The organism is Wolbachia endosymbiont (group B) of Villa cingulata, assembly GCF_964028285.1.
Classification (GTDB): Bacteria; Pseudomonadota; Alphaproteobacteria; order Rickettsiales; family Anaplasmataceae; genus Wolbachia.
Window position 1 is genome coordinate 704,060 of the sequence record NZ_OZ034766.1, and the last position, 25,230, is coordinate 729,289.

The 25,230-nt window shown below is 35.1% G+C and carries 28 protein-coding genes and 2 pseudogenes; 9 read left to right on the plus strand and 21 right to left on the minus strand.

Annotated elements, in window-relative coordinates:
* Positions 1-27: 27 nt before the first annotated feature.
* Complete coding sequence (locus tag ABWU52_RS03660) at positions 28-1,932, minus strand: hypothetical protein (RefSeq protein WP_353277650.1); 1,905 nt, start codon at positions 1,930-1,932, stop codon at positions 28-30.
* Positions 1,933-2,268: 336 nt separating this feature from the next.
* Here ABWU52_RS03660 and ABWU52_RS03665 point away from each other — a divergent pair, with 336 nt between their 5' ends.
* The 7 genes from ABWU52_RS03665 to ABWU52_RS03695 all read left to right on the plus strand — a co-directional run bounded on the left by ABWU52_RS03665 (position 2,269) and on the right by ABWU52_RS03695 (position 7,750).
* On the plus strand, positions 2,269-2,763 hold the full coding sequence (locus ABWU52_RS03665; RefSeq protein WP_010406678.1) for a hypothetical protein: 495 nt from the start codon (positions 2,269-2,271) through the stop codon (positions 2,761-2,763).
* 27 nt (positions 2,764-2,790) lie between these two features.
* Positions 2,791-3,966 (plus strand): 1-deoxy-D-xylulose-5-phosphate reductoisomerase, encoded by a 1,176-nt coding sequence (gene dxr, locus ABWU52_RS03670; protein ID WP_353277651.1) that lies wholly within the window; start codon positions 2,791-2,793, stop codon positions 3,964-3,966.
* Positions 3,967-4,070: 104 nt separating this feature from the next.
* Positions 4,071-4,370: a transposase gene (locus tag ABWU52_RS03675; protein ID WP_064085359.1), complete on the plus strand. Its 300-nt coding sequence runs from the start codon at positions 4,071-4,073 to the stop codon at positions 4,368-4,370.
* Complete coding sequence (locus ABWU52_RS03680; RefSeq protein ID WP_353277659.1) at positions 4,346-5,224, plus strand: IS3 family transposase; 879 nt, start codon at positions 4,346-4,348, stop codon at positions 5,222-5,224. Before ABWU52_RS03675 ends, ABWU52_RS03680 begins: the two co-directional genes overlap by 25 nt.
* Before the next feature lie 230 nt (positions 5,225-5,454).
* Positions 5,455-6,942, plus strand: a complete 1,488-nt coding sequence (locus ABWU52_RS03685; RefSeq protein ID WP_353277653.1) for an OTU domain-containing protein — start codon at positions 5,455-5,457, stop codon at positions 6,940-6,942.
* A 41-nt stretch (positions 6,943-6,983) separates the two neighbouring features.
* Positions 6,984-7,505 carry a latrotoxin-related protein gene (locus tag ABWU52_RS03690; RefSeq protein WP_353277654.1) on the plus strand — a complete coding sequence of 174 codons (522 nt, stop codon included), beginning with the start codon at positions 6,984-6,986 and terminating at the stop codon, positions 7,503-7,505.
* 71 nt (positions 7,506-7,576) lie between these two features.
* Positions 7,577-7,750 (plus strand): hypothetical protein, encoded by a 174-nt coding sequence (locus ABWU52_RS03695; RefSeq protein WP_353277655.1) that lies wholly within the window; start codon positions 7,577-7,579, stop codon positions 7,748-7,750.
* A gap of 6 nt (positions 7,751-7,756) precedes the next feature.
* Here ABWU52_RS03695 and ABWU52_RS03700 read toward each other — a convergent pair whose 3' ends face one another.
* Positions 7,757-8,677: an Rpn family recombination-promoting nuclease/putative transposase gene (locus tag ABWU52_RS03700; protein ID WP_353277657.1), complete on the minus strand. Its 921-nt coding sequence runs from the start codon at positions 8,675-8,677 to the stop codon at positions 7,757-7,759.
* A gap of 205 nt (positions 8,678-8,882) precedes the next feature.
* On the opposite strand from ABWU52_RS03700, the pseudogene mutL reads away from it, so the two are divergent.
* Positions 8,883-10,439, plus strand: a pseudogene (gene mutL / locus ABWU52_RS03705) (DNA mismatch repair endonuclease MutL); the annotation flags it as partial.
* Positions 10,440-10,506: 67 nt separating this feature from the next.
* On the plus strand, positions 10,507-11,595 hold the full coding sequence (locus ABWU52_RS03710) for an IS481 family transposase (protein WP_353276176.1): 1,089 nt from the start codon (positions 10,507-10,509) through the stop codon (positions 11,593-11,595).
* Positions 11,596-11,639: 44 nt separating this feature from the next.
* Here ABWU52_RS03710 and ABWU52_RS03715 read toward each other — a convergent pair whose 3' ends face one another.
* The 19 genes and pseudogenes from ABWU52_RS03715 to ABWU52_RS03805 form a co-directional block, all read right to left on the minus strand.
* On the minus strand, positions 11,640-13,103 hold the full coding sequence (locus tag ABWU52_RS03715; protein WP_353277709.1) for a recombinase family protein: 1,464 nt from the start codon (positions 13,101-13,103) through the stop codon (positions 11,640-11,642).
* 10 nt (positions 13,104-13,113) lie between these two features.
* Complete coding sequence (locus ABWU52_RS03720) at positions 13,114-13,545, minus strand: DUF2924 domain-containing protein (protein ID WP_353276178.1); 432 nt, start codon at positions 13,543-13,545, stop codon at positions 13,114-13,116.
* 4 nt (positions 13,546-13,549) lie between these two features.
* A complete protein-coding gene (locus ABWU52_RS03725) occupies positions 13,550-14,047 on the minus strand; it encodes an ankyrin repeat domain-containing protein (protein ID WP_353276180.1) in 498 nt (165 codons plus the stop codon).
* A 38-nt stretch (positions 14,048-14,085) separates the two neighbouring features.
* Positions 14,086-14,805 carry an ankyrin repeat domain-containing protein gene (locus ABWU52_RS03730; protein ID WP_353276182.1) on the minus strand — a complete coding sequence of 240 codons (720 nt, stop codon included), beginning with the start codon at positions 14,803-14,805 and terminating at the stop codon, positions 14,086-14,088.
* A gap of 167 nt (positions 14,806-14,972) precedes the next feature.
* Positions 14,973-16,127 (minus strand): phage tail protein, encoded by a 1,155-nt coding sequence (locus ABWU52_RS03735; protein WP_353276184.1) that lies wholly within the window; start codon positions 16,125-16,127, stop codon positions 14,973-14,975.
* Positions 16,127-16,918 (minus strand): baseplate J/gp47 family protein, encoded by a 792-nt coding sequence (locus ABWU52_RS03740; RefSeq protein ID WP_353276186.1) that lies wholly within the window; start codon positions 16,916-16,918, stop codon positions 16,127-16,129. The genes ABWU52_RS03735 and ABWU52_RS03740 overlap by 1 nt, the downstream gene beginning before the upstream one ends.
* 2 nt (positions 16,919-16,920) lie before the next feature.
* Positions 16,921-17,256 (minus strand): GPW/gp25 family protein, encoded by a 336-nt coding sequence (locus ABWU52_RS03745; RefSeq protein ID WP_264735441.1) that lies wholly within the window; start codon positions 17,254-17,256, stop codon positions 16,921-16,923.
* A gap of 7 nt (positions 17,257-17,263) precedes the next feature.
* Positions 17,264-18,355 (minus strand): YhcG family protein, encoded by a 1,092-nt coding sequence (locus ABWU52_RS03750; protein WP_353276187.1) that lies wholly within the window; start codon positions 18,353-18,355, stop codon positions 17,264-17,266.
* Positions 18,339-18,593 (minus strand): PAAR domain-containing protein, encoded by a 255-nt coding sequence (locus tag ABWU52_RS03755; protein ID WP_226080738.1) that lies wholly within the window; start codon positions 18,591-18,593, stop codon positions 18,339-18,341. The genes ABWU52_RS03750 and ABWU52_RS03755 overlap by 17 nt, the downstream gene beginning before the upstream one ends.
* The gene (locus ABWU52_RS03760; RefSeq protein ID WP_047759504.1) at positions 18,590-19,054 is read right to left on the minus strand and encodes a phage baseplate assembly protein V; all 465 of its coding nucleotides are present in this window, start codon (positions 19,052-19,054) and stop codon (positions 18,590-18,592) included. Before ABWU52_RS03760 ends, ABWU52_RS03755 begins: the two co-directional genes overlap by 4 nt.
* Positions 19,041-19,520 carry a hypothetical protein gene (locus ABWU52_RS03765; RefSeq protein ID WP_353276190.1) on the minus strand — a complete coding sequence of 160 codons (480 nt, stop codon included), beginning with the start codon at positions 19,518-19,520 and terminating at the stop codon, positions 19,041-19,043. The genes ABWU52_RS03760 and ABWU52_RS03765 overlap by 14 nt, the downstream gene beginning before the upstream one ends.
* 9 nt (positions 19,521-19,529) lie before the next feature.
* A pseudogene (locus ABWU52_RS03770) lies at positions 19,530-20,025 on the minus strand (phage tail protein).
* Positions 20,018-20,329 (minus strand): hypothetical protein, encoded by a 312-nt coding sequence (locus ABWU52_RS03775; protein ID WP_264707723.1) that lies wholly within the window; start codon positions 20,327-20,329, stop codon positions 20,018-20,020. Before ABWU52_RS03775 ends, ABWU52_RS03770 begins: the two are co-directional and overlap by 8 nt.
* On the minus strand, positions 20,329-21,333 hold the full coding sequence (locus ABWU52_RS03780; RefSeq protein ID WP_353276192.1) for a major capsid protein: 1,005 nt from the start codon (positions 21,331-21,333) through the stop codon (positions 20,329-20,331). Before ABWU52_RS03780 ends, ABWU52_RS03775 begins: the two co-directional genes overlap by 1 nt.
* Positions 21,334-21,357: 24 nt before the next feature.
* Positions 21,358-21,729 carry a head decoration protein gene (locus ABWU52_RS03785; RefSeq protein WP_250120151.1) on the minus strand — a complete coding sequence of 124 codons (372 nt, stop codon included), beginning with the start codon at positions 21,727-21,729 and terminating at the stop codon, positions 21,358-21,360.
* Between the two features lie 145 nt (positions 21,730-21,874).
* Positions 21,875-22,888: a S49 family peptidase gene (locus ABWU52_RS03790; protein ID WP_353276194.1), complete on the minus strand. Its 1,014-nt coding sequence runs from the start codon at positions 22,886-22,888 to the stop codon at positions 21,875-21,877.
* Complete coding sequence (locus ABWU52_RS03795; protein ID WP_353277712.1) at positions 22,888-24,306, minus strand: phage portal protein; 1,419 nt, start codon at positions 24,304-24,306, stop codon at positions 22,888-22,890. Before ABWU52_RS03795 ends, ABWU52_RS03790 begins: the two co-directional genes overlap by 1 nt.
* Positions 24,303-25,007 carry a glycoside hydrolase family 25 protein gene (locus tag ABWU52_RS03800; RefSeq protein WP_264686595.1) on the minus strand — a complete coding sequence of 235 codons (705 nt, stop codon included), beginning with the start codon at positions 25,005-25,007 and terminating at the stop codon, positions 24,303-24,305. Before ABWU52_RS03800 ends, ABWU52_RS03795 begins: the two co-directional genes overlap by 4 nt.
* On the minus strand, positions 25,004-25,228 hold the full coding sequence (locus ABWU52_RS03805) for a gpW family head-tail joining protein (RefSeq protein ID WP_114517459.1): 225 nt from the start codon (positions 25,226-25,228) through the stop codon (positions 25,004-25,006). The genes ABWU52_RS03800 and ABWU52_RS03805 overlap by 4 nt, the downstream gene beginning before the upstream one ends.
* Positions 25,229-25,230 lie beyond the last annotated feature (2 nt).

Here is a 25,230-nt window from a genome sequence, read left to right on the forward strand (position 1 = left end):
GGAAAGGAAAGTTGTAGTGTTTTCCTTCTATTTGTTTAAACCTTGGAAATTCTTAATCTTTTCCTTAACAGAAACAGTAGATGATTCTTGCACCTCATTACTCACTTGGTCTGCACCACTTCCTTTTGTTGCAGAAGGAGAAGCACCTTTCTCCTTTTTCTCTTGTCTTGTCCTATCACAGTAAATATAAGCTATAGACTGTGATTGTGTTTCCCAATCTTCATCATCAGGTACATTACCACTATTGCTCAATAAATTATTACTAGGGCTATTTAGTAATGGATTTGTACTGGACATTATATTCTTTAATACTATTGATTCGTTTAGCGAGTGTACATAGTTCTTTTGCTCTTGATTGAACATTTTATTTGGTTCTGTAAGTGATTCTTCCAAACTACAAAGAGAATCATCTCGTTCCTCTAAGGAATCTAGCTCTTCATCTTGAAAACCACTTCTATTTCTTTGCTTTAGAACTGTGCTTCTCAAACCCTCATCCATATAATTTCCTTGTTGAATACTCTCACTATTGTTTGGCTCTTTGTCAGTTTTTTGATTTTCAACTTTCCTTATTTGATGTACTTCTTTGTTTCGCGATTGTACGTCGCTCTCTTGTTTTTCATCCTTAGGAAGATAATTTTTCTGTTCATCTGGAACGTGTCTCAAAGAAGTACCTATTCTAATTTCTGTAATTAGATTGCTTCGAGCATCCACTGAAGTATTAGATTGTTTTTGCTGCACATCTTTTTGATTAGCATCACTAGGGCTACTTTTTCTTGTTACCCTTGGTGCTGTAGACAGATCGTTTGATTTCACAGGTAGCGGAGGTGGTGATGTCGGTGCACTGGATGTTCCAAGCGTTACTGGAAGTGATGATGCATAAGTATTGCTATGTTCAAGTCCGTTTGCTTTCTGTAAACTACTATCTTGTGATTGATTTTGACATACTTCGTTGTTTTGCTGTTGTACGTTGTCCTTTCCACAAGTTTGTTTCCTTCGTTGTTCGAGCACTTTGGACAACTCAGACTGGAAATCTCCACTTTCTTGTTGCTTGCCACCTCCTGAGGGTATGGATTTATTAGTAGTATTATTCTTTAGAGTAGGTGGTGTCGGTACACTGGATGTTCTAAGCGCTACTCGAGGTGATGATGTATAAGTATTGCTGTGTTCAAGTCCCTTTGCTTCCTGTAAATCTTGTGGTTGTTTTCTACCAGGATCAACTCCTTTCTCGCTGTTTATTGCAGAAAGGTGTGAATTGATAAGATATGCAGCTAAGCTCAACATAACCGATGCAGAAACAAAAGCAATAACTGTGAAAAGTACTGGATCACTTAGTGTTACTGAAATCGAAAGATATGTATATATACCAGCTGTAACACTAGATATACATAGCAACAAAGTAGCAATTAAATATTTTAAGGCAGCTGTCTTACTTATTCCAACTAAAGTATTAATCAAAATGGGAGTATCGATTTTTTGTTCTGTTGCAAGTTGAATAGGATTCTCAGATAGCCCTTTTTTTGATTGAGTACTATTGTTAGTTCCTGAATTACTGGAAGGTTTGTTACTATTACCATTACCTTGTTGAGAACTAAAAACTCTATGTGATACAGGCTTGGAAGTTAATCCTCTATTTGGCTCACTCTGTCTAATATTGCTTCTATCATTTTTAGTTTTGTCACTCGCATTATGTTCTTTTTGTTTTTGCAGGTATAGTGGATGATTGCTAAAATCTAAAGTTGGTTGTTGAACAGGACTCTTAGATTGATCTCTTCTTGGCTTATTGCCACTGCTGCTTTTTTCTGCAGTAACACTAGGAGATTTTCCATCTTTATCGTTATGCTTACAAGTGTTTTTCCAACCCAGAGGTGGGAGAGGTGGCGGTGGCGGAGGTGATGTAGATATGTTATTATTAGATGAATCAGTAGTAGGCATTTCTCTTCTTTATTATTAATATAGTACTAATAATAATTAAATTATTAGTACTTGTCAATAATTTTTTAGTAAGTTAATATTCAGATAATAAAATAAAAAGGAAAGAGAGAGGAGCAGTCTTCTAAGAAGAAATAGAAGCTGTTTTAAACCTCAAGATAAAAAGGACCTTCCTTCATCACTTTGTTACTACAGCACATCATCGATGTTTTGGTATAGAGTAATCAGAATCATAAGAATAGCTTAGTGTTAGCTATTTTTATGATAACCTCTCTTAAACAATTGATATTTTACAGTGTTTTTGGTAAAATAATAGCTTAAGGCTTAGAATAAAAGTTTATGAGTGAAGCACAAGGTCCAAATATTGCAGAATGGCAGGCACAGCAGCAACACCAGGAAGCCGCTAGTGAGAAAAGTGGTTTCGGTCTTGGTCATAGTGACTCTGTTGCAACAATTGTGGATGGAATGAAGTGGATGTTCAACTTTCATGAAGGAGCAATTGCTGCTTATAATAATGTGTTTGAAGGTTTGGTTAGTGGTAGCAGTCTAGTAACGTTATTTGGGAAATCAGGTAATATGTTTGGCATAAAATTTCTTGAAAGTCTTGCTGAATATTTTTCAGGTGGTGGTGGAGAAGATATGCCATCAGAAGGAATGGGTATGGACTACGGTGATGAGGGGCATCATCCGGATGATTATCCCCACTCTAACAATGAAATAGCTCAAAGTGCCGATGGTTTGCATGATATGCATGATGCAGGTGATCATCATGGCCAATCTTTTTCACCTGGTCCTTCACCATCTGTTGGTGATGATCATGAGCTTGGTTACTAAATAACTAAGAAGATTTTATTGTAATTAGTGAAAAAAGTTTCAGTTTTAGGATCAACAGGAAGCATTGGAAAAAAGACTGTAGATTTGCTCTTAAAGAGAAAGGAAGAATATCAGGTGGAAGCACTAAGTGCCAATTCTAACTTTGCTCTGCTAGCACAACAGGCAAATCTACTTAATGCAAAATATGCTGCCATTTCTGATGAAAGGTTCTACAAAGATTTAAAAGAAGATCTACTTGGTACAAACGTCAAAGTAGAAGTTGGTGCTCCAGGTCTAGCAAATGTTGCTTCTCTACCTGTTGATCTCTCAGTTATTGCAATAGTTGGCATTGCAGGCCTTAAGCCAGTCATGCAGACCATAGAAAGCGGTACTAAAGTTATTGCCCTAGCAAATAAAGAAAGCATTGTTTGTGGTGGCAAGTTACTGCTTGAAAAAGCTAAAGAAAGGAGCGTACAAATAATTCCCATCGACTCTGAACACAACGCAATTTTTCAAGTTTTGCAAAATGATGATAAATGTGTAGAAAAGATTATACTCACTGCCTCTGGTGGACCATTTTTAAATTATAGCCTTGAACAATTAAGAAATATCACAGTAAATCAGGCACTAAGTCACCCTACTTGGAAAATGGGAAAGAAAATCTCAGTTGATAGTGCAACAATGATGAATAAGGCACTAGAAATAATAGAAGCACATCATTTCTTTAATATTAGCCCAAATAGAATTGAAGCAGTAGTGCACCCTGAATCGATAGTACATGGAATTGTCGTTTATCACGATGGATTCAGCTTTGCTGTGCTTGCAGAAACTGATATGGAAATTCCCATTGCATATGCTTTGTCTTGGCCAGAAAGATCAACTTTGAACTACAAGTTAGAATTAACAAAACAAAAAAAATTGACCTTTCAAGAACCAGACCACAAATGTTTTTCTTCACTAAAGCTAAGCATGGAAGTGTTAAATTCTTCTTCTCCACATACAAATAGTATTGTTTTGAACGCTGCAAATGAGATAGCTGTTAATGAATTCTTGAAATCACGAATCGGCTTTTTAGAAGTAGTAGAGGTAGTAAAATCAACAATAGAAAACTTTGACAAGTACTCTGATATTAACTCACTATCTGACATAATAAGTGTCGATTTTGAAAGCCGTATTATTGCCAATGAAATTATAAAAAGTAAAGGTATCTGTTCAGCAGAGTGATAAAATAAGGTAGACGAGAAAAGACTGACCTTACCCAGAAAAAGTAGACAGAAAGTTAAGACGTTTTTGAAGTAAAATAAAACGTTTTTTCAAAGAGGTGTGGTATGACAAAAAGAAAAGAATATACAGCAGAATTCAAAATTGAAGCTATAAGACTAGTAAAAGAAACAGGTCAATCATCAGCAAAAATAGCAAGAGATTTGGGTATTAGCGGTGATTCATTAAGCAGATGGGTAAAAACATACAATGATAGAATGTCTGGAGTAGATGCGTTTCCAGGAAAAGGGAAAGTAGCTCATTGTGACAAAGAAAAGTTTGATTTAAAGAAAGAGCTGGCAAGAGTAACGAGGGAAAGAGACATTTTAAAAAAAGCCCTGGGATATTTTGCAAACCAAAAAGAGTAAAATATTCTTTTATAAAAGAACATAAAAAATGCTATAAAATACGGGAATCATGCAGATTTTTGAACGTATCTGCTTGTGGTTATTATAAATGGATTACTAAGGAAAAAAACAACAAAAAATCAATAAGAGAAGAGCTCATACAAGATATTCAGAAGGTATATCGAGCATCACAATGCAGATACGGAGCTCCTAAAATTCACGCTGAATTAAAGGCTTTAGGTAAAAATTATAACATCAAAACAGTGCAAAATGTTATGCAGAAAAATGGCATTCAAGCTAAGCTTAGACGAAAGTTTAAAAGTAAAAAACCACAAATAGACAATAGAGTTATAACTCCTAACATATTAAATCAGAATTTCATCGCTGATCAACCTAACAAGATATGGGTAACTGATATTACGTACATAAAAACTAATGAAGGATGGTTATATTTGGCAGCAATAATAGATTTATATTCACGCATGGTGATTGGCTGGTCAATGAGTAATGCAGTAAATAGGCAATTAGTTATAGATGCGTTATTCATGGCTATTGGTAGGCGCAAATCTGCTAAAAATCTACTATTTCATAGCGATCAAGGATCGCAATACACCTCTAAAAATTATCAATTTTTACTAAGTACAAAAAATATTACTTCTAGTATGAGTCACAAAGGTTGTTGTTATGATAATGCTGTTTCAGAGAGCTTTTTTAGTTCACTTAAGAGAGAGTTACTCATTGATACTTCACAACACTCTGCACAACAAGCTAAAACCGCAATATTTGAATATATAGAAATTTTTTATAATAAACAGCGTAGACATTCTACTATTAACTATTGCATTCCTGAGCTTTTTGATTCATCATTCTCATAGCAAAAACGTCTTAACTTTCTGTCTACTTTTTCTGGGTAAGGTCAATTAAGGTATTATAAGGCAATTCTATAAAACAGGTGAGGGTTTCTCTTGTTACTACTTTAGCTTCTGTCAAAAAGGCGTTGCATTATAATACAAATGTTATATATCCAAGTTAGTATGCGGGTAAAAATAGCTTGTATTTCTGATAATAAATAGTGGGTTTGGTATAATGTAATGAAGGGGGCTTTATGTTTAAGACACAATATCTAACAGATCACCTAAAAAAAGAAGGCGTTAATTCAAAGATTACCGAATTATCGGATCAAATACAATATATAGAGCAAGCTAAAGAATTTTATCAACTTAAGCGTTATCGGAGATCTGATGTTGATTCCGAAAGTGGAAGTCAGGTTAAGAGAATCGATGTTCCAGGAGACGGTAGTTGCTTATTTTGGTCTGTTACTATGGCTTACTTAATACCCGTCAGAAACGACGATGCTTTATTTCGACAAAGGTATGAAGTACTATTTGGAAATGATGGAACTGTAACCCAAAATTTAGATCATATTAGAGGTTTGGTTCGGAATTTAGGTGCTGCGAATTATGATGATACATTTGCAAATTTAGTAAGAAACGTATTTCGTAATCGAGTAGTTGATCACATAAGTTCTTATAGAAATGAGTTCAGAGATTTTGTTGAAGGTGATTTTGAGCGTTACTTGGAAAACATGAGGAACCCTGATACTTGGGGAGGTGAACCTGAAATAAGAGCAATGAGTGGAATGCTTAGCGCAACGATTAGTGTTTCTGGTGATGTTGAAACTCAATATGGTAATGGAAATACTCAAATACAGTTATTTCATGTTGGTGCATCAGGTAAACGAAACCATTATAATTTTGGTCTTGAAAGGAATATTATTGATAATGATAAAGAGCTTGCAAAAGGCTTAAAAAGAGTCATGGGTAAAGTAAGACCACAAGACTTTGAGTTAATACAGTTATTGATAGAGGAAGCAAGTAAAGAAGTTGGTATAAGCCGGCAAGATGAGGATTTTAAATCTTTTGAACCGAGATTTCAGTCATTTGTGGATCAGATTCCATCTTATTTACACTCTGTAGAAAAAGCAGGATTTTTTACACACTTCTTCCTAGGGAGCTTTTCTACTTTGCTAGATACAAAAATTGCAGAAAAGTTAAATATTAAAAAGATTTATTTTAGTTTTGATACTTCAAAAACTTTAAAAGTAGCTATTGTTAAAAATGGTCAAATTGGAAATGCTGAAGATGCTATTAATAATATAGATTTATTTTCCATTTCAGAAGGTAAGCGTAGCCATCAGTTTACCGTTAATGAGTTGGAGAACATATTAAGAAAGAATATAGATAGGAGTAAGATTAGAGATCGGGATGTTGAGAATGAGATCCTAAATATTAAGAATGAAATTCAAGATAGAATAAAATCTAGATTAGTACAGATCTATAAAGGAAAGGGTGATATTTTTGTTAATATGGAAGCTAAAGAGATACTTGATTCTGCTACTAGCAAGGAATTTCATGAAATAGAAAAAGGAATATGGAATAATCCGGAAGGTGATATAGCGAAGCTATCTGATTCTGATGCGCAAACAGTTAGCAGGTCTTTAAAAAAAGTTCTTGAAAAAATTAATAACGTTCATTCTGAGTATATAGGATCAGTAGTCTATGATAATAGTGCACGTGAAGCAGCACGCCGCTAGATATTGCTATTGAGCAAAAACATAATAATGTTGTAGAATATTTGGAAAAAGTTAAGGAAGAAAGAGGAGAACCTTTACAACGCAAACGCCGTCATCATCATGGAGATCATGCTCGTCATCATATGTCAAGAAAACTTCTTGCTATAGATTCAAGTAATCAACCTGAAATAGCAACAAGCAGTGGTATAAGACCAACTGCATGGATAAATGATTTATTTGGTTGGGTAAGAAGCTCAATAAGTGGATTGTTAAGTTCTAAACCTGAGAGCACTCCAAGTCCTATCTCACAAGTAGATGCAAGAGTGGATGTAAATGGTACGATAATGTTACTTGACGTGTTTATTAGAAAAGTTACAGGTCAAAAGTATGTTTCTACAGTAGATCATTCTATATCTCCACTAGAAGCACAGGGCTATGCACTCAATATTACAAATAGATTTGAGAAAGTGTTGAATAAAACTGCTATTAAGTCAGGAATATCAGTGACAAATCTAAACTTTGATCCTGTGGTAGTGCAATCAGCTATAATTGAAAAAATAATAGGAGATCTTCTGATGAAATAGCAAAAACCCTATATTCATTTGCAAAAGAAGCGTGTCCAGAATTTAAACAAACTGATAAGTTTATAGATCATTTGAGAAGCAATTTAAAAGAGGAAAAAGAAACAGTAATGTTACAACAGAAAGTAGAAAAGCCTTATAAAGACTTGAGTCAGGAAGTTTCAAGGAAAGTACAGTTATCTAAAAAGCCGGATACATTCTTAAATGGAACATCAGTTGTTCAAGGAATAAGCAGAGCGATAAATTGAGGGGGACTATGTGGTCTTTTCTGCCTGTAACTGTTTGATCTCATCGAAAGAAAGACCTGTGGTTTGTGATATGATGTCAGTAGAGACTCCAGCACTAAGTAGATTTTTGGCCACAGCTATTTTAGCCTGTTGTTCACCCTCTGCTATACCTTCAATTTTACCTTCAATTTTACCTTTTTGATGGCCGATTTGGATGCCTTCATGAAGTTTCTCTTCAAGACTAGATAAATAATCATCGGTACGTTTCTTAGCTTGGTCATAAGCAAGACGTTCTTCTTTACTCCAATTATATTGGTTCAGCTCATCATAAGCCCTGCCAATAATTAAATCACTTCCTATTATTTTTTTTAGATCCTCTTCACTTGTTTCACCGGCGTGTTTAAAAAAATAACACCATTTCTCTACTATATTTTCTAATTGATCTTCTCTTTTTTTAAATTTAGGTAACTCTATAAAAGTAAAACTAAAGTCTCTGAGATCATGTTCAAAGGTCATCTTATCAAAAGTAACGTGATCAGACTTATAAGCCAGCTTATTAGGAAATAAGATGAAATCAGCAATAGCAATAAAGATAACGCCTTTAAGATCATGATACTGGTCACCTACATCAGCTTGACTTGAATAGGCCTTAGCGGCATAATATTGGGCACGTTTTTCAAAGCCAGTAGTTTTAGCGACTTGCATCTCAATTATTGTTTTTATTCCTGTAGAATCAACACAGAGAACATCAACAATGCTTTGCTTTTGAGAGGCGATGACAGGGTCTTGAATGGGACTGAGAAAGGAGACATCTTTAATCTTATTGTCATCGGTAAGACCTAGTATATCATTGAGAAAGTGAATAAGAATATCTTTATTTTTTTCGGTACCAAAGATACGGCGAAAAGCTATATCATTGCGAGCATCAAGAAACTTGGAAAGAGCCATGATAAGTTAACCTAAAAAGCATTAATAATTATACACAATTGTGAAGAAATATTCAACTAAAATTAAACTACAGGAGAGCTTGCCATAAAATTTTAGCCTGGGTCTTTTACAATTATTTCTGTTTTGAAATTAGTGAAGATGCCTAATAGAGATTGATTTTTATTAACATTAAAGCTATATCTTCATCAGACTGAGAATTGAAAATATGGCAATAATTCTTTTAGACACAAAAACTATAAATCGTATAGCAGCGGGAGAGGTAATAGAGAGGCCAGCGAGTGTAGTAAAGGAATTAGTAGAAAATGCAATAGATGCTGGAAGTTCAGAGATAGAGATCAAAATAGAAAGTGGTGGACGTAACCTTATAACTGTGACAGATGATGGAAATGGAATAGAAAAGAACGATCTGGAACTAGCACTTATGAGGCATGCCACTTCAAAATTAAGCGATAGTGAGTTAATAGAAATCAAGCACCTTGGGTTTAGGGGAGAAGCTTTACCTTCAATTGCAGCAGTAAGCAGAATGAAATTATCATCCAAGGCAAGTGGAGCAAAGGAAGCATGGTCTATAAGATATGAGGGAGGAGAAAAAATAAGAGAGATTACCCCTTGTTCTTTGTTGCAAGGTACATATATTGAAGTTCGTGACTTATTTTTTGCTACACCAAATAGACTAAAGTTTCTAAAAACCGAAAGGGCGGAAACACAAAGTATTGTTGATATTGTGAATAACTTAGCGATGATTAATTATAGTATTGGGTTTACTCTCACTTCTGGTAATAAAAAGCTCTTAAAATATGTTAAGCAAACTTCGCTGTTCAACAGATTATGTGAAATAGAAGAAGAATTTCAAAGCAATTCACTGGAAGTTAAAGAGGAAGAAGAAGGCATCAAACTTAAGGGACACATCTGTAAACCTAATGTCAATCGTGGCAACTCAACTCAGATTTATACGTTTGTTAATGGAAGGCCAATAAAAGACAATCTACTTGTTGGTGCAATTAGATATGCGTATCACGATTTTATTCCAAACAATAGGTATCCTTTTGCAGTGTTGCATTTAGAAGTACCATATGACCAAGTAGATGTAAATGTGCATCCAAATAAATCGGAAGTAAGATTTCAGAATAAAAGGCTAATATATGAAATAGTGAGAAGAGGGATAATAAAAACACTATCAACGAGATTTGCAGCGGGTGATCAAGGTATTGAAGAGGAGCTAATTTTTAATGATAGTAAAAGCCAAGAGCAGGTTGATAGTCAAGAGAAAAAAGATCAAAAAGAGTTTTATGAAAAGAGACCAAGTCTTTTAGAAAATCGTCTAATGAAAGAATTCAATGCACCAGATGAAAGAAGGCAAAGCTTACCAGAAACGTTTAAATATGGAGAATCTCCACCCCAAAAGGGAACGATGGTTCTAGAAAGGGAGCAAATTGATTTAATAGAGGATCATCCCCTGGGATATGCACGCTGTCAGGTCTACAATACTTACATTATTGCTGAGGCTAAAGGCAAATTAATTATAGTAGATCAGCACGCAGCTCATGAGAGATTGATATACGAGTGCTTAAAGCAAAAATCAAGCATGAAAAGACAAAAACTTCTTCTTCCTGAAACAGTTGAAATTAAAAACCAAGCTGGAATGGAGATGGTTGAAACTTATAAAGATAAGCTTTTTGAAATGGGTTTTGGTATTGAAATAGAATCAGAAGATAAAGTAAGGGTGAAAGAAATACCTGCAATCTTGGGAACTGTAATAGTTTAGACTTAATCTGACAAGCGAATAGAGTAAGATAAAAATATAAACAAATTTTAAAGGAGTGTCAGATATGAGTACAACACAAGAAAAAATATTAAAACCAAAGTTAGGATTGCTAGAACTTGCAAAACAATTAGGGAATGTATCGCAGGCATGTAAAGTGATGGGATATTCGAGAGATACATTTTACCGATTCAAAGAACTATATGAAACAGGAGGAGAAGAGGGATTACATGAGATAAGTAAAAGTAAGCCATTATATGCAAATAGAGTATCAGAGAATATAGAAAAAGCAGTAGTTGAAATAGCAATAGAATTTCCAGCATATGGACAAGAAAGAGCAGCAAATGAACTGAAAAAGAGAGGAATTCTAATATCTGCTAGCGGGATAAGATCAATATGGCAAAGAAACGATCTTGAAAATTTTAAAAAGAGATTGAAAGCGCTGGAAGCGAAGGTAGTACAAGATGGTATAATTTTGACAGAGGAGCAAGTTACTGCTTTAGAAAAAGCTAAGGAACAAAAAGAGGCACATGGCGAAATTGAGACACAACACCCTGGATACTTAGGTAGTCAAGATACCTATTATGTAGGCAATATCAAATGTATTGGACGAATTTATCAACAAACTTTTATTGATACCTACTCTAGAGTGGCCTTCGCTAAGCTTTATACGGAGAAAACTGCCATAACAGCTGCAGATCTTCTCAATGATAGAGTTATACCATTTTTTGATGAACAGAAAGTTCCATTGCTACGCATTTTAACCGATAGAGGTACGGAGTATTGTGGCAAACCAGGGAATCATGCGTACCAGCTATATTTGGGAATAGAAAATATTGATCACTCTAGAACCAAAGCTTATTCTCCACAGACTAATGGTATATGTGAAAGGCTTCATAGAACTATGCAAGACGAATGTTACAATATTATCTTTAGGAAAAAGATTTATAGTACTTTGGAAGAGCTTCAGTTAGATGTTGATCATTGGTTGCATTCTTACAATAGAGCTAGACCTCATTCTGGTAAGTATTGCTACGGTAAGACTCCTATGCAGACCTTTTTTGACAGTATGCATATTGCTTACCAAAAAAATATTGATAACATTAAAGCAGATTCTGATATCGGTTTTGACTTCGTCGATTCTTCTGTCAGATAATTCATGCTTGTCAGATTAAGTCTAAACTATTACATTTATAAACGTTACGACGCTGAGCCGTAAAATTTCTCCAATTGCTCACTCCACAGCATCGGTATTTCTCTCAAATCAACTAATTTCAAATCTCTTGGCTGTCTCCCATTTACTATGTCTTCTTTAATCTTTGGTGCTAAATAGTTCAACCTCAAAATTTGCTGTATACGTCTTGTACCTATATTAATTTTGGCACTCAGCTCCTTCACACTTTCATATTTTCCCTCTTCTAGTTGCCGTTTCCACAAATGAGCTCTTACCACTGCTTTCAGTAGTACATTATTTGTTTTTCCTTCTGGCTCTACTACTGTACATTTGTTTCCTTTCTTTTTTATTGGTATAAATTCCACCTTATCCTCTGAACTCACTTCTATTCCATCTTCTTTTACCATTACTCCCTTTATTAATTTTTTCATTGCTTCTTTCTGTTCTCTGAAGCTTAAATTTTCTCCATTTCCATATAAGCGTTCAGCTCTTTTCATCACTTCTTTTTCCACCTCTCCCGCTACTATAGTTCTGTTTATTGATTCACAACCTTTTCCCCTTAAATGGTTATTGCACACGTAATATCGGTACCTTTTATTTTCTTTTTTTGCATACGTTAGTGTCATATTTACACCACAGCTCTTGCACTTAATTATTCCCCTAAGCAATGCTTCCTCATATTTTGCTTTTCTATATGGTTGATTCTTTATCAATTCCTGCGCTTTTTGCCATTTTTTTTCTTCTATTATTGCTTCATGTTTTCCTTCATACTGTTTGTCATAATGCCGTATTTTTCCCATATATATTGGATTTGTTATTATTCTTCTCACCGTCGCCTTTTTAAAGATATCTGATTTTGTTCTGTAACCTTGGCTATTTAACTCCCTTGCCAATTCTGCCATTGACTTCAGCTCTATATACCTCTCAAATATATGTTTTACCAACTTTGCTTCTTTCTCATTTATTATTAATTCTTTATCTTTTACATCATACCCAAGCGGCAAAGTTCCACCCATCCATAGTCCTTGTTCTTTTGATGTTGCTATTTTATTTTTTACTCTCTCTACTATCATTTCTCTTTCTAGTTGTGCTGCTCCTGATAACACTGTTTGTACAAACTTTCCCATTGGCGTATTATTGTCAAATATCTGCGTTACTGCTACAAAATTTACTCTATGCCTTCTAAAAAATGACGTTACTTCGATGCTGTCTTTTGTTTCTCTCGAGAGCCTATCTAGCGTATATACTACCACACAATCTACTTCTCCTCCTTTAACATCTTCAAACAATTCCTTTATCGCTGGTCTTTCTAAATTTTTTCCTGAATAGCCGCCATCATCGTACCTTTTTGCCAATGCTACCCAGCCTTCTCTGCTCTTTATGTACTTTTCACATGCTACTCGCTGGGCATCAAGACTGTTAAACTTTTGTTCTAGCCCATCCTCATTTGATTTTCTTGTATATATCGCACACCTTACTTCTTTTAGCATTTTATTCTCTTCAATTTTCATTTTTATCACGCATACCGAATAATAAAGGTCCGTTGTAGCTCATTCCCATTATTTTCCCGGCTACTGCTGATAATGATGTGAAAAATTCTTCTCGGTAGATTAAACCCTTATCTGTTACCATTACTGTATGAGTCTCTTCCCCTCTCTCTAGTATTAATTCTGTCCCTTCTACTGGTAATTTGTCACTACTTATTCTTTTTCCCTTCTCTAGTCGATCTGCCAGATACTCTAGTCTTTTTGCTCCTTTTCTTGACATTTCTCCATATGCTTTTTCCTGCATTCTATAAGCTAATCTTGGTATCAGATATTTCTTTGAGTATCTAGGCGCTTCTTCCCCAAATACCTTCTTCCATATTCTTCTCAACTCTACCAACGCTTTTTTCTCTAAATTCATTACCTTCTTTTCTATTTCTTTCTCCATGCTTTTAGCCTCTTATAGAAGATTTCCCACTTTGCTGTTCAAATAACTTTTCAATTCTGTCTGTTTCTTTCTTTAATACCTCGGTTATCTTTTTGCTATTTTTAGCATAATCCATCGCTATCATTCCAAATTTATCCGCTTGCTCTATTTCTCCTCCAGCTTTTACCAGCTCCTCCACTATTTCTTTTTCACCTACCATGCACGCAAGGTGTAGAGGTATGCATTTATTTCCATATTCCTCAGCATTTACGTCTGCTCCTGATTTTATCAATTCCCTCACGATTTCTAGACGTTTCTCCGTTACCGCTAGGTGCAGTGCTGTGTATCCTTTCACATCTGCTGCATTCACATTCACTCCTTTTTCAACTAATAACTTCACTGTTTTTACCTCTACTGCATAATGCAGAGCTGTTCTTTCCTTCTCGTCTCTTTCATAAATATTTTCATATGAGTTCTCTAATAATTCTTTTGCTGACCTATTAAATTTGCCAAGCTTTAACATAATCCACCTCACCTTTTCTTTAAATTTAAATCCCTCTTTTAAACCTTCCTTTTCGCTACCTCATCTATCATTTCGTTCACTTGGCTCATTATTTTGCTTGCTAAATTTTTACATTCTTTCTTTATTAGCGATTTGTCTCTCTTCCTTATTTCTCCTATCTCTATTATTTTTAGCTCCGGCATGTAGCTTCCATTCAACATGTCTGCTATTTCTCCCACTAGCCTCTCTATTCCATAGCACGTCAGTTCTCTACTTTTTGTTATTCCTCCTTTTTCTCTCAAAAATTTGCTTGCCTTTTCACTTTCTTTGCTATCACACAGAGAATACTTTTCACTTTCCCAGATATAGTACATTGGTGTTGCACCATATTTATTCAGTTGATTAACCTCAGCTCCTGCTTTTACTAGCTCCTTTATTATTTCAACTCCTGCTCCTCCTATTTTGCACGCAGAGTGCAGTGGCGTACATCCAGTGACATATTGAGTGGCATTTACTTCTGCTCCTTCTCTTAGCAGCACTTTTACATTTTCTAAACTTTTCGCAAATACTGCACAGTGCAGAGGTGTATAACCATTTTTATCTCTTGCATTAACCTCTGCCCCTTTTTTTATTAATAATCTCACTGTTTTGTAATCAGAGATTTCTACTGCTTGGTGCAATATCGTCTCTCCTTCTTCATTTCTTTTATTAATGTTTTTAAACCCTTTACTTGATACTTCTTTAAAAAACTTACTAAAAGATTCTTTGCTAAACTTCATACTTACCTCACAAAATTAGCTTTTCTAGCGCCAGATAAATTTCTTATGTTTACCTGCTGCTATTCAAGTCATGTCTGTTTTAGCATAAGAAAGCAAGTCTTTTTCTTTTTATTTCATACACTTTTACCTGTTATTAATATAATATATGAGGATCTAAATATAAGTACTTAACTTATTATAGATATAACTTGACTACTTTTCCAACTTCTGTGCAAATGTCGATGTTCGTGCCATTTCAGTACTCCTGGGTAAAATACCAAAATATGCTTTTCTAATTCATGTATTGAGTCTTTTTGCTCTAAATCGTTTTTATAGTAAACATTGTGTTCTGCTAAAACATAGTTTGTAATCTTCTGATCAGTATAATTTTCTACTTTGTAGTGGTGAGTAACGCTAAACCTTTCTAAAATTGGTTTGTGTTTTAAATTCCAATATTGCCCTGAAAGTTTATCGCTTCCCAATACAAATTTATTTCCTCTTTCTTCTACGCTACTTACTGGAAAGCACGTATTTATGTCTCCTAAATCCCAACTGTCTGATAATACTATCTGCGCTTTTGCAAATTTAATCGATGGTAATAAACTCTGTGGTAATGGATATAGTGCTTTTAAGTTGTACCACAAATGATCTCTTTCATAGATGCCTTTATAATCCCTTGTGTGAGGCTCGGTTTCTCCAAGGATTGCTACATCTAATCGATATATGTCATTACTAAATGCTTGCTCATAATGAATCCGAAAAGTGCTAAACTTAAAATTTGGATTTAAGCTTTTTAGCTCAAATGTGTTCTTTCTACCAAATGACAGTACTGGTCCATCTTTTTCAACTTTTCTACCTGAATAGTCTGACAATAAGCTGCCGAATAAACTTTCATCTAAAATAAACCTATCAACGTTATAGTGATCATTGAAAATCCTCATTAGCCGCGATCTTGCTGGTAACGATAGTTTTGCAAGTTCTATTACTGCATCCACAAAAAAGTCATTTGGAACATCTTTTATTCCTATTTGCAACTCGAAAAAATGTTTACCAGGTGGTTCTTCGATAATTGTAATATCTTCTATATTTGCCCATTTTAGTGCTATTTTTAGTGATGCTGGAGTTCCTCTCAGTCTTTGAAATTTTACTCCTTCTACTACGGCTTTTCTTCTATCTTTTACCCAGCGTAGTATTTCCCCCAATTCATATTCCTCAATCAAACACGGCAATGTTTCTTCTTTAAGACTAAACTTAAATCCTCTGATACAGTTTGGATCTACTTTATAATCTATCGCATCTACTAGCGCTCTTTCCTGCCTTGTTGCATTTGGTGGCAGTAACATTAATTCAACTCAATCTTTAAATTTCTCAAATTTGCACATTCATTTCCCAGAACCACAACATCCTCTTTTGGCTCGATTAATTCTACGTTTTCTACACCATCTACAAATAAATTCGCTATTATCCATGATCTTGTAACATTCCATCCCAGCCTTCTACTTGCTTCAAACTTCTTGATGAACTGTTCCTTAATTTCCTCCTTTGATATTACAGAACTTATGCTCATTCTGCTGTCAATATCTATTTCCGTAATATTGCAACCAATTACTGTTATCGTATCTGTTAAAACCCTTATATCATCTCTAGTAACCTGCTTTTTTACAATTTCAAGTAGTTCTTCTGACACTATGCCAGTTTGTGTTGATAAGATTGAAATTTGTACTTTCCCTGGTATAGGTGATTCTACTAGTGCATCTTTTACTCTACTATCTGCTGACAGTGCATGATATTTATAATATTCCTTACTTCCTCCTGTTGACCAACCTGCTATCTTTGCTTTAATTCTTTTTCTAAATCGTTCATCATCTTCTTCTTTTTGCCTCTCCACTCCATAAAACTCAGCTAAATTATCAAGATCTTCTCCTGTCGCAAATTTTAGTAAATTGCTCTTTACTGATTCATTTATTCTTTGTCTTAGTAACAATTCCCTCCATGCTGCTACTTCTAATACCTTCATCGCTGGGTCACTTTCTACTAACGCTGAAAAGGTTTCATCTCTACACACTAACTCCTCCTTCATTCTGGAAAAGATTTCCTCATAGCTTAGTTTTTCAATAATATTAGATGTCTGCATTTCTAAACAACTACTCCACTAATACCTATGAATTTGCCTTCTGAAAGATACATACCTTCAAGTACAAGAGTCATTTTTCCTTCTTTAGCTTCAGCAATCTTTACTTTTTCTAACTTAAATCTCTTCTCAAATTTCCCCAGTGCTTCTGCTGTTGCTGCATAGATTTCCAAAGTTAAATCTCTATTTATTGGCTTATCCACCAATTCAAATAATCTTGAGCCATAATCTCTCCTCATTATTCTACTGTTTACTGGAGTGGTCAGTATATCAATTATCGATTGCTTTAAGTGCTCTATTCCTTCTAACGCTTTTCCTGTTTTAGCATCCATTCCTCTCATATATTTTTCATGGCTCTGACTTAATACTTGCATGTTTTTCACGTGCTATAGAAATAGCCTTTCTCAACTTCTTTTCAAGAATTTCTTTAGAAGGAAGCTGTGTTAAATACTGTGCAACATGAATATTAGAGCCTTCGAGTTCAAGATATTCTATATCCTCTTGATCCTTATCAGCACATAAAATAATCCCTAACGGTTTTTCTTCACCTGCTTTTCGTTCATTTTTATCTAACCAATTTAAATACCATTCCATCTGTCCTTTATAAGCTGGTTCAAAGCGACCTATTTTTAGTTCTATTGCTATAAGGCGTTTTAATCCTCTGTGAAAAAATAGCAGGTCCAAATACCTGTCAGTTGTTTTAGTACTCATCCTTTTTTGACGTGTTACAAAACAAAAATCATTCCCAAACTCTTGTAAAAACTTTGTCAATTCATCCAAGATTGTATTTTCTAGATCAGTCTCACTATAACTTGATGGCAATTCCATGAAGCTAAGGAAGTATGGGTCATGAAAAATGAATTCTGGTGCTAACATATTTTCTTCACGTAAATTTTTTATACTCCTTCTTATGAAATCTTTAGGTTTTTTTGCTAGTGCTGTACGTTCATACAACATAGTATCGATTTTACTACGTAGTGCCCTAACACTCCACCTTTCAATACGACACATTTCTATATAATAATTACGCTTTAGCTCATCAGAAATTGCAATAATTTCTACAAAATGTGACCAACTCAATTGTTGTGACAGTGTCGCGACAATCTCTTGATCAGGAAAGAATTTAGAAAATTGCACCATACGAAATAATGACGCTCTATCAAACCCACGTCCATATTTAATCTGAAGTTCTTTTGCAAGTTGGGAGATGATTTGCTTCCCATAATCTGCGCGTTTGTGCTTTAGAATATCTTGATCAATTCTGGAGCCAATTTCCCAGTTTAACAATACTAGAGTAGAATTGAATTGAACAGAAAGATGATTCTTTGCTCTATCTATTAAATTACTAATGTCTCCTAATAGGCTAGTAGTTATATCCATATTCATAACTTTACTTTTGGTAAGTATAGCAGATAGTTTATTTTTATCCTGAAAAAACATTACTACTACCACTTATTACTTTAGAACCACAAGATATTGAATCTCCAACTCTTCCTATACTATAGCCATTTGCAAACACTTTTTTTGATCCTTCAATTAATACTCTACCTTCTGTAAAATTATCTCCTTTTCGGCAAACTGGCTTACCATTTACAAAAACATTGTTACTGCCGCTAATGCAGAAATGTGGTATAGCTTCTCCACAGCAGTCTCCTAACCTCACTATTCCTTTGTTCAATTTAAGTCGATCCTTTCTGCTTTCAGTTTGATTCCACTTTTTGTCATTTCTATCTCTGATTTTCCTACTTTGAAATTTAATTTATCCACTACAGAAATTTCAAGATTCTTGCTCTCTTTGTCATACAATAACTTTGTTCCATCTTGAAATACTAAACTGTTAATCATTTCACTATTCTCTGGAGCAGAATAATTTTGCTGATATATTCCAGCTAGTACTACTCCTAATGATAACTCTCCCAATGGTGACAATATTACTACCTGTTCATTTATGCTTGGTGGTAGCCAGCTTCTTTCCTCTCCTGCTCTAGAAGTTATCCATGGAAGAAAATCTGTTAAAAGTTCTCCTATCTTCACTCTTACTTTTGCTTTCTCATAATCTACTTCTTTTACAACTCCTATTCGTACAATGTTTGCTAACTTTCTTTGCAGCTCTGAAATAGCAAAATTACTCTCTAACATTTTCTTCTATTATAATCGTATGTGGCTTAATCTTATTTTCTGTCCATATCGATTTACCTAAATGAAGCTGATGACTCCAATCAACCATCCACACCAAATATGCATCTAATTCGGGTCTAAATCCATCAGGCTCTGCAGAGAGAAATTCAGCAGGAGAAATATTTTTTACGTTCCAAGTATTTTTATTTACTACTCTTGCTACTTCTGCTGCTAATGACCTTACAACTAACGAGGAATACTCGACTGTTCCATCAACTACAATTCTCGCTTCAAATCTTGCTTTCAGCGCTAATTCCTCTGTTCCAGGATCTTTTCCCGATTCTAAACTCACAAGCTCTACAAATAACGCTGGCGCTAATAATTCTTTTCTTATTGCTGGATAAATTTCACATGTCTGGATAGACGGTATTTCTTCCTTCAGTGTGCTGCAAATTGCTTGATGTAAATCTTTCCAGAACTTTGTCATGCATATAATTTAACTCATGTAATGTATAAAATATTTTTCAAATACCTTTTCAACTTCATAATTAACAAGATTCCCTATTATCCTTGAAGCCTCTGGTTTCAGTGACAATTTAACTTCCTTTATTGGCAATGCTGCCCTTCCTTCACGTTTAAACATACCGCTATTTCCTTTTGGCATAACTGCTGCAAATCCTCCTATAAATTGGTGCTTTCCTACTTTCGATCCTCTTCTTGTTTTTTGTATTTTGCCAATTGTCGATGCTCTAATGTCATAGAGATTTGCTCTAATCAACACTGCTAGTTTTCGCCTTAAAAATTCTTAATCTCTTTCTTATCAAACTTAATTTTACCTTCTTTTCCTCACTGATTTCCTTAGCTGCTTTTGATTTTAGCCATATTGCTGTTCTGTTCAGCGCTTTTATAGCTGCCAGTTTTATTTTCTGCTCTTTTCTTTCAATATTGGAGATTATTTCATTAATATTGTTACTAATTTTAATATCAAACACTTTCTATTGCCTCAATTTTCCATATTTCACTCGAAGAATCTTTTAACGGTGGTTCAAAAATCTTGTAGAACCTTTTTTCAATCTTGATATAATCGCCTATGCTAAAGGAAGTAACGTCCTGATCACGTATTTCTATAGAAGCAATTTGCTGAGTTAATGCTCCATCTGCACCTAGAGAGTACGTAGTCTCAGGACGTTTTATTAGCACTTTTATTCTACGAATACCCTCCTTATTTTTATTACAGTATGTGGCTTCCACTCCTAAATGCTCAAAACAATCTTCTAATAATCTCCCTATATTCATCAACTAGAACTAATTTTTACCAAAACTGCCGGACGATGGCACATTGGCAGAGGATTTGACTGTGTATGTAAATCTGTTCCTCTATCAAACCTCCTTGGCTCTTGTTTTGCATAGAGTGGCTGTCCAAGAGTATTTACTGTCTCATTAAAGTCTGCTGGTGCAAAATATGTTGTAAATGTGCTCGCTGTTCCTAGTGGAAAACAGTGCCCTGTATCTTTCTCAATAAATCTTCTAACCGTTCCTTCAGGATCAGTTGCTTGCCCTCTATATTCCTCAAACGTGATTCCACAAAACGTAAATCCTGATCTCATATCATTCCTTAGCGCTGCTCCTTCTTGCCATCTTTCATATGCTTCTTTCACTTTACTATGCGAAGTTAATGCATCAAAAAACTCAGGGCTTACCAAGGCATGAACTCCCGTCATATATTCGCCACTTAAGTTGTCTTCAATATGTCGCAATACCTCCAGACACTTACGCTTGACATCTGTTGTTGCTGTTCCAAGGGCAAAATTTACTACTTTTGGTGTAATTTCAAATTCGTTGTACAGATTTAATAATTCTGACCCGTCAGCATCTAAAATTATTCCTTTCAGCGCTCCCATTCGCAAATGTTCTAATGTTATCGCATGTTTGTTTCTCATTAGCTGTAAATGGTCAGTTATTACATCTGCCAGCGCTTTCAGTTCACTCTCTGATCCAAATGCCCTTACTCCTTGTACTTCCTCTGGTAATACTACATCATCATGTGGAATGTGCGGAATTGTAAATGTTCTTACCTTTCTTTTTCCTCTTTTTCCTACTGTTGCTGGTGCCCCTGGAACTTGCGTTGGTAATAAACTTAATACTCCGTTTTGCTCTTCTATTGTAATATGTCTAAATCTTACTGACCTACTTGGAAATAAATTTAAATTTTCAACTCGTCCATAATTTACCGGCAATATATTCATCGCATTTGTTAGTGCCGTCATGCTAAATGCTGTATTTGTAAATGGATTTTGCATTCTTTTTCTCCTTATTAATTTTAGTTAAACTCCCTTGCGGATAATGATCCCTCGTGCTTCAAGTTGCTTTATTGCTTCAGCTTTCTGTTCTTCAGTGATATTTGCTGGCCACACAACTGCATGATCTGCTAGTATTGCACCACGAGTAATAATTACTGCTTTGGCATTTTCTGTCGCATTTACATCACTTACTATTGCACCTATTGCTGTTTGTGTGCCATCTGTTCCAACAGGATTAAGTACTCTAATAAAACCATCTTCCGTCTTTTTGGCAACTACTGCACCAAGCTTAAGATTTTGACCTTTAGCTACTGTTATTTGATCTCTTGAATATAGGTTGGACACTTCATATTTCAGAAGATCGCCTAAATTATTTCCTTCAGTTATACTTATCATGTCTTTTTCTCTCCTTTTTTTATTTTTTTACCGCCGCGTTTACAATTGCTATACACCGCGGTTATTACCTTATAATTAGCCATTATGGCGCATTTTGGACACTTATTTACCGCAGAGCACTATATACGGCGGTTATAAAAATACTTTAACTCCTACGACTTCTTGCTACCTGTGTCATCAAATCTTCCTGCGAATTCTGTGGTACTGCACTCAGTATCTCTGTCTTCTTCGTTCTTTCTGCAAGTAATTCCATCAAAACCTCCCTTGCTTGCTCAACACTTACGCTTTGCTCAATAAATTCTCCTATCTTTTCTGGCATCTTTGATACATTACATAATCTTATTATCTCTAAAATTTCTCTACGACAGTTCTCCTCAATAGTTGTCATACTAACACTCCTACTTTTATGATTGTTGATAAATTCAAAAAATGTTGTAACTCCATCTGCAAGACCTATTTCTACTGCTTTCTCCCCAAAATATAGCCCTGCCTCTGTTGATCGAATCTTTTCAATTGAAAGACCTCTGTTCCTTGCTATTAGCTGCAAAAACATTTCATATAGTCGGTCTACTTCTTTTTGTAAGCTTTCCAGACTTTCAGACGTCATTGGCTCATGTGGGTTTAAATCATTCTTTCGACTACCAGCAAAGATTGTGGTGTACTTAATACCTTGCTTTTCATCAAATCTACTTTGATCTATATGACTTGCTATTACTCCAATACTTCCTACTCCTGAAGTTCTACTCACAAATACCTTTTCAGCGCTAGAGGCTATAGCGTACGCAGCAGAACATGCATCATCATTTGCTATTGCAATAATTCTCTTTTTTGCTCTTGATTCATAAATAAAATCAGCTAGGTCAAAGACACCGTTTACTTCCCCTCCTGGACTGTCTATGTCAAGTAGAATCGTCTCTATGCTTTTATCTTCTAAAGCACTCTCTATCTCTTCATGAATATTTTCATACGAAGTCATGTCTAAAATATGATCAAAAGCTTCTGTTTTTTTAGTCAAAACTCCATAAATACGTATTATTGCTATTCCTTTTGGGTTTATATGAAAATGCTTTAAGTTTTTAAAGATAGGTTGTTTGCTGTTATATAATGATAGTAGTTCAAAGCTTCTTCTCTCTACCATTACTGGTTTATTTATCCACATCACCTTCCTTCCCTTTTATGATTAACATCAGAATCGAAACAAAGTCCAAAAGAATCAGCACGCTTTTGATCTTCTGCTATTTCTTGGTCAATTTCTTCTACATCGTAACCCATTTCTGAAACTACTTCTGAGCGACTCTTGAAGCCATTTCTTACCGCCATTTGCTGTGCTTGCTGATCTTTAAGAGGATCCACCCAATCAAATCCCTGTGGTATCCATTTTACTTCTTCTTTCGCTGCTTTTACTACTTTTTCATCTATACGAAGTTCTCCAGAAAGTACTGCTAATTCTAGCCATCTATTCCAAATAGGTCTACAAAACTGGAACACTATCACGTTATGCTGTAACATTGCACACCTTCTGCGAAACTCTATCAGCCCTGCTCGAATGGATGAATAATTAACACCTGTTAAATCTCCTGTTAGCTGCTCATATGTTATTCCTGTACCTATTGCTATTGCCCTCAGTTGCTGTCTCATGAATGCTTCATAGCTTCCTCCAACATCTGATGGCTCTGAAAATTTTATGTCCTCTCCTGGGTCTAAAAGCTGCATTGTTCCTGGCTCTAAACCTGATAGTGCTACTCCTTGCTCACTTGCTTCACCTTCTCCCATGATATTTGCTTCTGGATCGAGTCTCGTAATAAATCCAGCAAACATTGCTGCAGTTTTCTTTCTCACCAGCTCTGCATCATCATATTGATCAAGCTCATAAAGCTTCAGCAGTATATTAGAAAGCCAAGGCTCCCCTCTGATTTGCCCAGGTCTTAATGGTCTATAAATATGTAAAACATCATTTGCTGGCACTCTCACTGATTCACCAAACGAGCCTTCACCAGGGTGTTCTTTAAATAGGTAATATGCTTCTCTTTGCCCAAGCTTGTTAAACTCAATCCCGTTTCTTATTACATTACCATTTCCTAAAGTTTGATTTGTTTTATTATCTAAATGTTCAGACTCAAGTACTTGCAGTTGTAATGGCACAGAAAATCTATCTTCCAGCTTTCTCGTTCTTAAACGTACAAAACATTCTCCTCCCTCTATCATACTTCTGCATACTAGAGCTTGTAATCCATAAAAATCACTTATTCCACAGCTATCTGCTTCATCTGTCCATTTTAGCCATAATTCTTGCACTTTCTTTCGAAATTCTCCATCTCTTGCTTTTGATTGTGGTTTTATTCCTGTTCCAATAGAGTTACTTACTATTGTATCAATGATATTTGCTGCATATGGATTTTTTCTTACCATATCCCGAGAGCGGCTACGTAAGTGCCCAAGGCTCTGAGAAAGTAAATTATTTATGCTTCCTGTTTCTCCTTGCCAATACATCACTCTTCTTCCTGAGCCTGACGCATCCCAAGCAGAACTTTTGATTTTTGGCTTACTAAATAGTTGTTTGAAATTTTTCAGCATCATACTAACCAAAATTCTCTTAATTCTTTCAAAGTTCCGTTAAATTTATTTCTGTCACATTTTCCGATTCCTTCTACTTCATGTGGCTCTGGATTTGTTTTACCGTCAGTATATTGCCATAAAATCCAATCATTCCAGCCTTTTGGTAATGTGAGCTCTTTTCTCCAGCTTGCTATCCATAATGGACATTTTGTCAAAGTTGGCGTGGCAAAATCCTTAAGAAAATAGCTACTGCCATAAATTAGGGGTAATCTTCCTGTTACTTCTTCAACTCTCTTTACAAATTCCTCAGCTTGCTTAACTGCAATATTTTTGCCACTTTTGTTTTCTTCAATATCCAGCGCAAGTATGGTATTTTTGCTTTCGCCTACCGTTTTTAGAAAATGATCAGCTTGATTCTTGCCGTTTCCTTCTGTGCCAAAATGATATGCTCCCCAGAGTAATCCTTCTTCTTCAGCTTTCTTTCTTCTCTTCGCATACTTTGAATCCACATATTTTAGCCCTTGTGTTGCCTTGTGAATTACTCCAACTATACCATTCTCTTTGTCTAGCTTAAAATTCACATTTTCTTGCCAATGTGACAAATCTATTATTCCATTTACTGGACTCTCTCTATTCTCCCATAGTTTTATAAAAGTTTTTAATTGCTCTAAAAATTCAGAATATTCCTCTTTTACAACTTTTCTCAGAAAATTTTCCCTCATATAACTCCTTTATTTGTTGCAAAAATAATCTTTCGTTTAGGCTTCATTCCAGCAATCTTTAGTTCACCTTTGATGCGTTGTCTGAGGCTGAGCAAATCATTTATCTGAACTTCAGCATATCTCACCACATGGTCACCATATGCAATTGATACCACTCTTTCGCCACTCTGAAGCTTCTTTATTGCTTGTTCAACTTGAATTAGATAATCTTCGTTATACATTT

Bases quoted from the DNA above. Each gene is read 5' to 3' on its own strand.
- ABWU52_RS03740 (WP_353276186.1), bottom strand. From the start codon at position 16,918: ATGCAGACATCTAATATTATTGAAAAACTAAGCTATGAGGAAATCTTT.
- ABWU52_RS03775 (WP_264707723.1), bottom strand. From the start codon at position 20,329: ATGAATATAGGGAGATTATTAGAAGATTGTTTTGAGCATTTAGGAGTG.
- ABWU52_RS03675 (WP_064085359.1), top strand. From the start codon at position 4,071: ATGACAAAAAGAAAAGAATATACAGCAGAATTCAAAATTGAAGCTATA.
- ABWU52_RS03685 (WP_353277653.1), top strand. From the start codon at position 5,455: ATGTTTAAGACACAATATCTAACAGATCACCTAAAAAAAGAAGGCGTT.
- ABWU52_RS03700 (WP_353277657.1), bottom strand. From the start codon at position 8,677: ATGGCTCTTTCCAAGTTTCTTGATGCTCGCAATGATATAGCTTTTCGC.
- ABWU52_RS03785 (WP_250120151.1), bottom strand. From the start codon at position 21,729: ATGATAAGTATAACTGAAGGAAATAATTTAGGCGATCTTCTGAAATAT.
- ABWU52_RS03780 (WP_353276192.1), bottom strand. From the start codon at position 21,333: ATGCAAAATCCATTTACAAATACAGCATTTAGCATGACGGCACTAACA.
- ABWU52_RS03725 (WP_353276180.1), bottom strand. From the start codon at position 14,047: ATGTTAAAGCTTGGCAAATTTAATAGGTCAGCAAAAGAATTATTAGAG.
- ABWU52_RS03750 (WP_353276187.1), bottom strand. From the start codon at position 18,355: ATGTTTTTTCAGGATAAAAATAAACTATCTGCTATACTTACCAAAAGT.
- ABWU52_RS03720 (WP_353276178.1), bottom strand. From the start codon at position 13,545: ATGGAGAAAGAAATAGAAAAGAAGGTAATGAATTTAGAGAAAAAAGCG.
- ABWU52_RS03800 (WP_264686595.1), bottom strand. From the start codon at position 25,007: ATGAGGGAAAATTTTCTGAGAAAAGTTGTAAAAGAGGAATATTCTGAA.
- ABWU52_RS03735 (WP_353276184.1), bottom strand. From the start codon at position 16,127: ATGTTACTGCCACCAAATGCAACAAGGCAGGAAAGAGCGCTAGTAGAT.
- ABWU52_RS03715 (WP_353277709.1), bottom strand. From the start codon at position 13,103: ATGCTAAAAGAAGTAAGGTGTGCGATATATACAAGAAAATCAAATGAG.
- ABWU52_RS03710 (WP_353276176.1), top strand. From the start codon at position 10,507: ATGAGTACAACACAAGAAAAAATATTAAAACCAAAGTTAGGATTGCTA.
- ABWU52_RS03765 (WP_353276190.1), bottom strand. From the start codon at position 19,520: ATGACAAAGTTCTGGAAAGATTTACATCAAGCAATTTGCAGCACACTG.
- ABWU52_RS03795 (WP_353277712.1), bottom strand. From the start codon at position 24,306: ATGATGCTGAAAAATTTCAAACAACTATTTAGTAAGCCAAAAATCAAA.
- ABWU52_RS03730 (WP_353276182.1), bottom strand. From the start codon at position 14,805: ATGAAGTTTAGCAAAGAATCTTTTAGTAAGTTTTTTAAAGAAGTATCA.
- ABWU52_RS03745 (WP_264735441.1), bottom strand. From the start codon at position 17,256: ATGAGAGGAATGGATGCTAAAACAGGAAAAGCGTTAGAAGGAATAGAG.
- ABWU52_RS03805 (WP_114517459.1), bottom strand. From the start codon at position 25,228: ATGTATAACGAAGATTATCTAATTCAAGTTGAACAAGCAATAAAGAAG.
- ABWU52_RS03760 (WP_047759504.1), bottom strand. From the start codon at position 19,054: ATGTTAGAGAGTAATTTTGCTATTTCAGAGCTGCAAAGAAAGTTAGCA.
- ABWU52_RS03660 (WP_353277650.1), bottom strand. From the start codon at position 1,932: ATGCCTACTACTGATTCATCTAATAATAACATATCTACATCACCTCCG.
- ABWU52_RS03790 (WP_353276194.1), bottom strand. From the start codon at position 22,888: ATGTGGATAAATAAACCAGTAATGGTAGAGAGAAGAAGCTTTGAACTA.
- ABWU52_RS03665 (WP_010406678.1), top strand. From the start codon at position 2,269: ATGAGTGAAGCACAAGGTCCAAATATTGCAGAATGGCAGGCACAGCAG.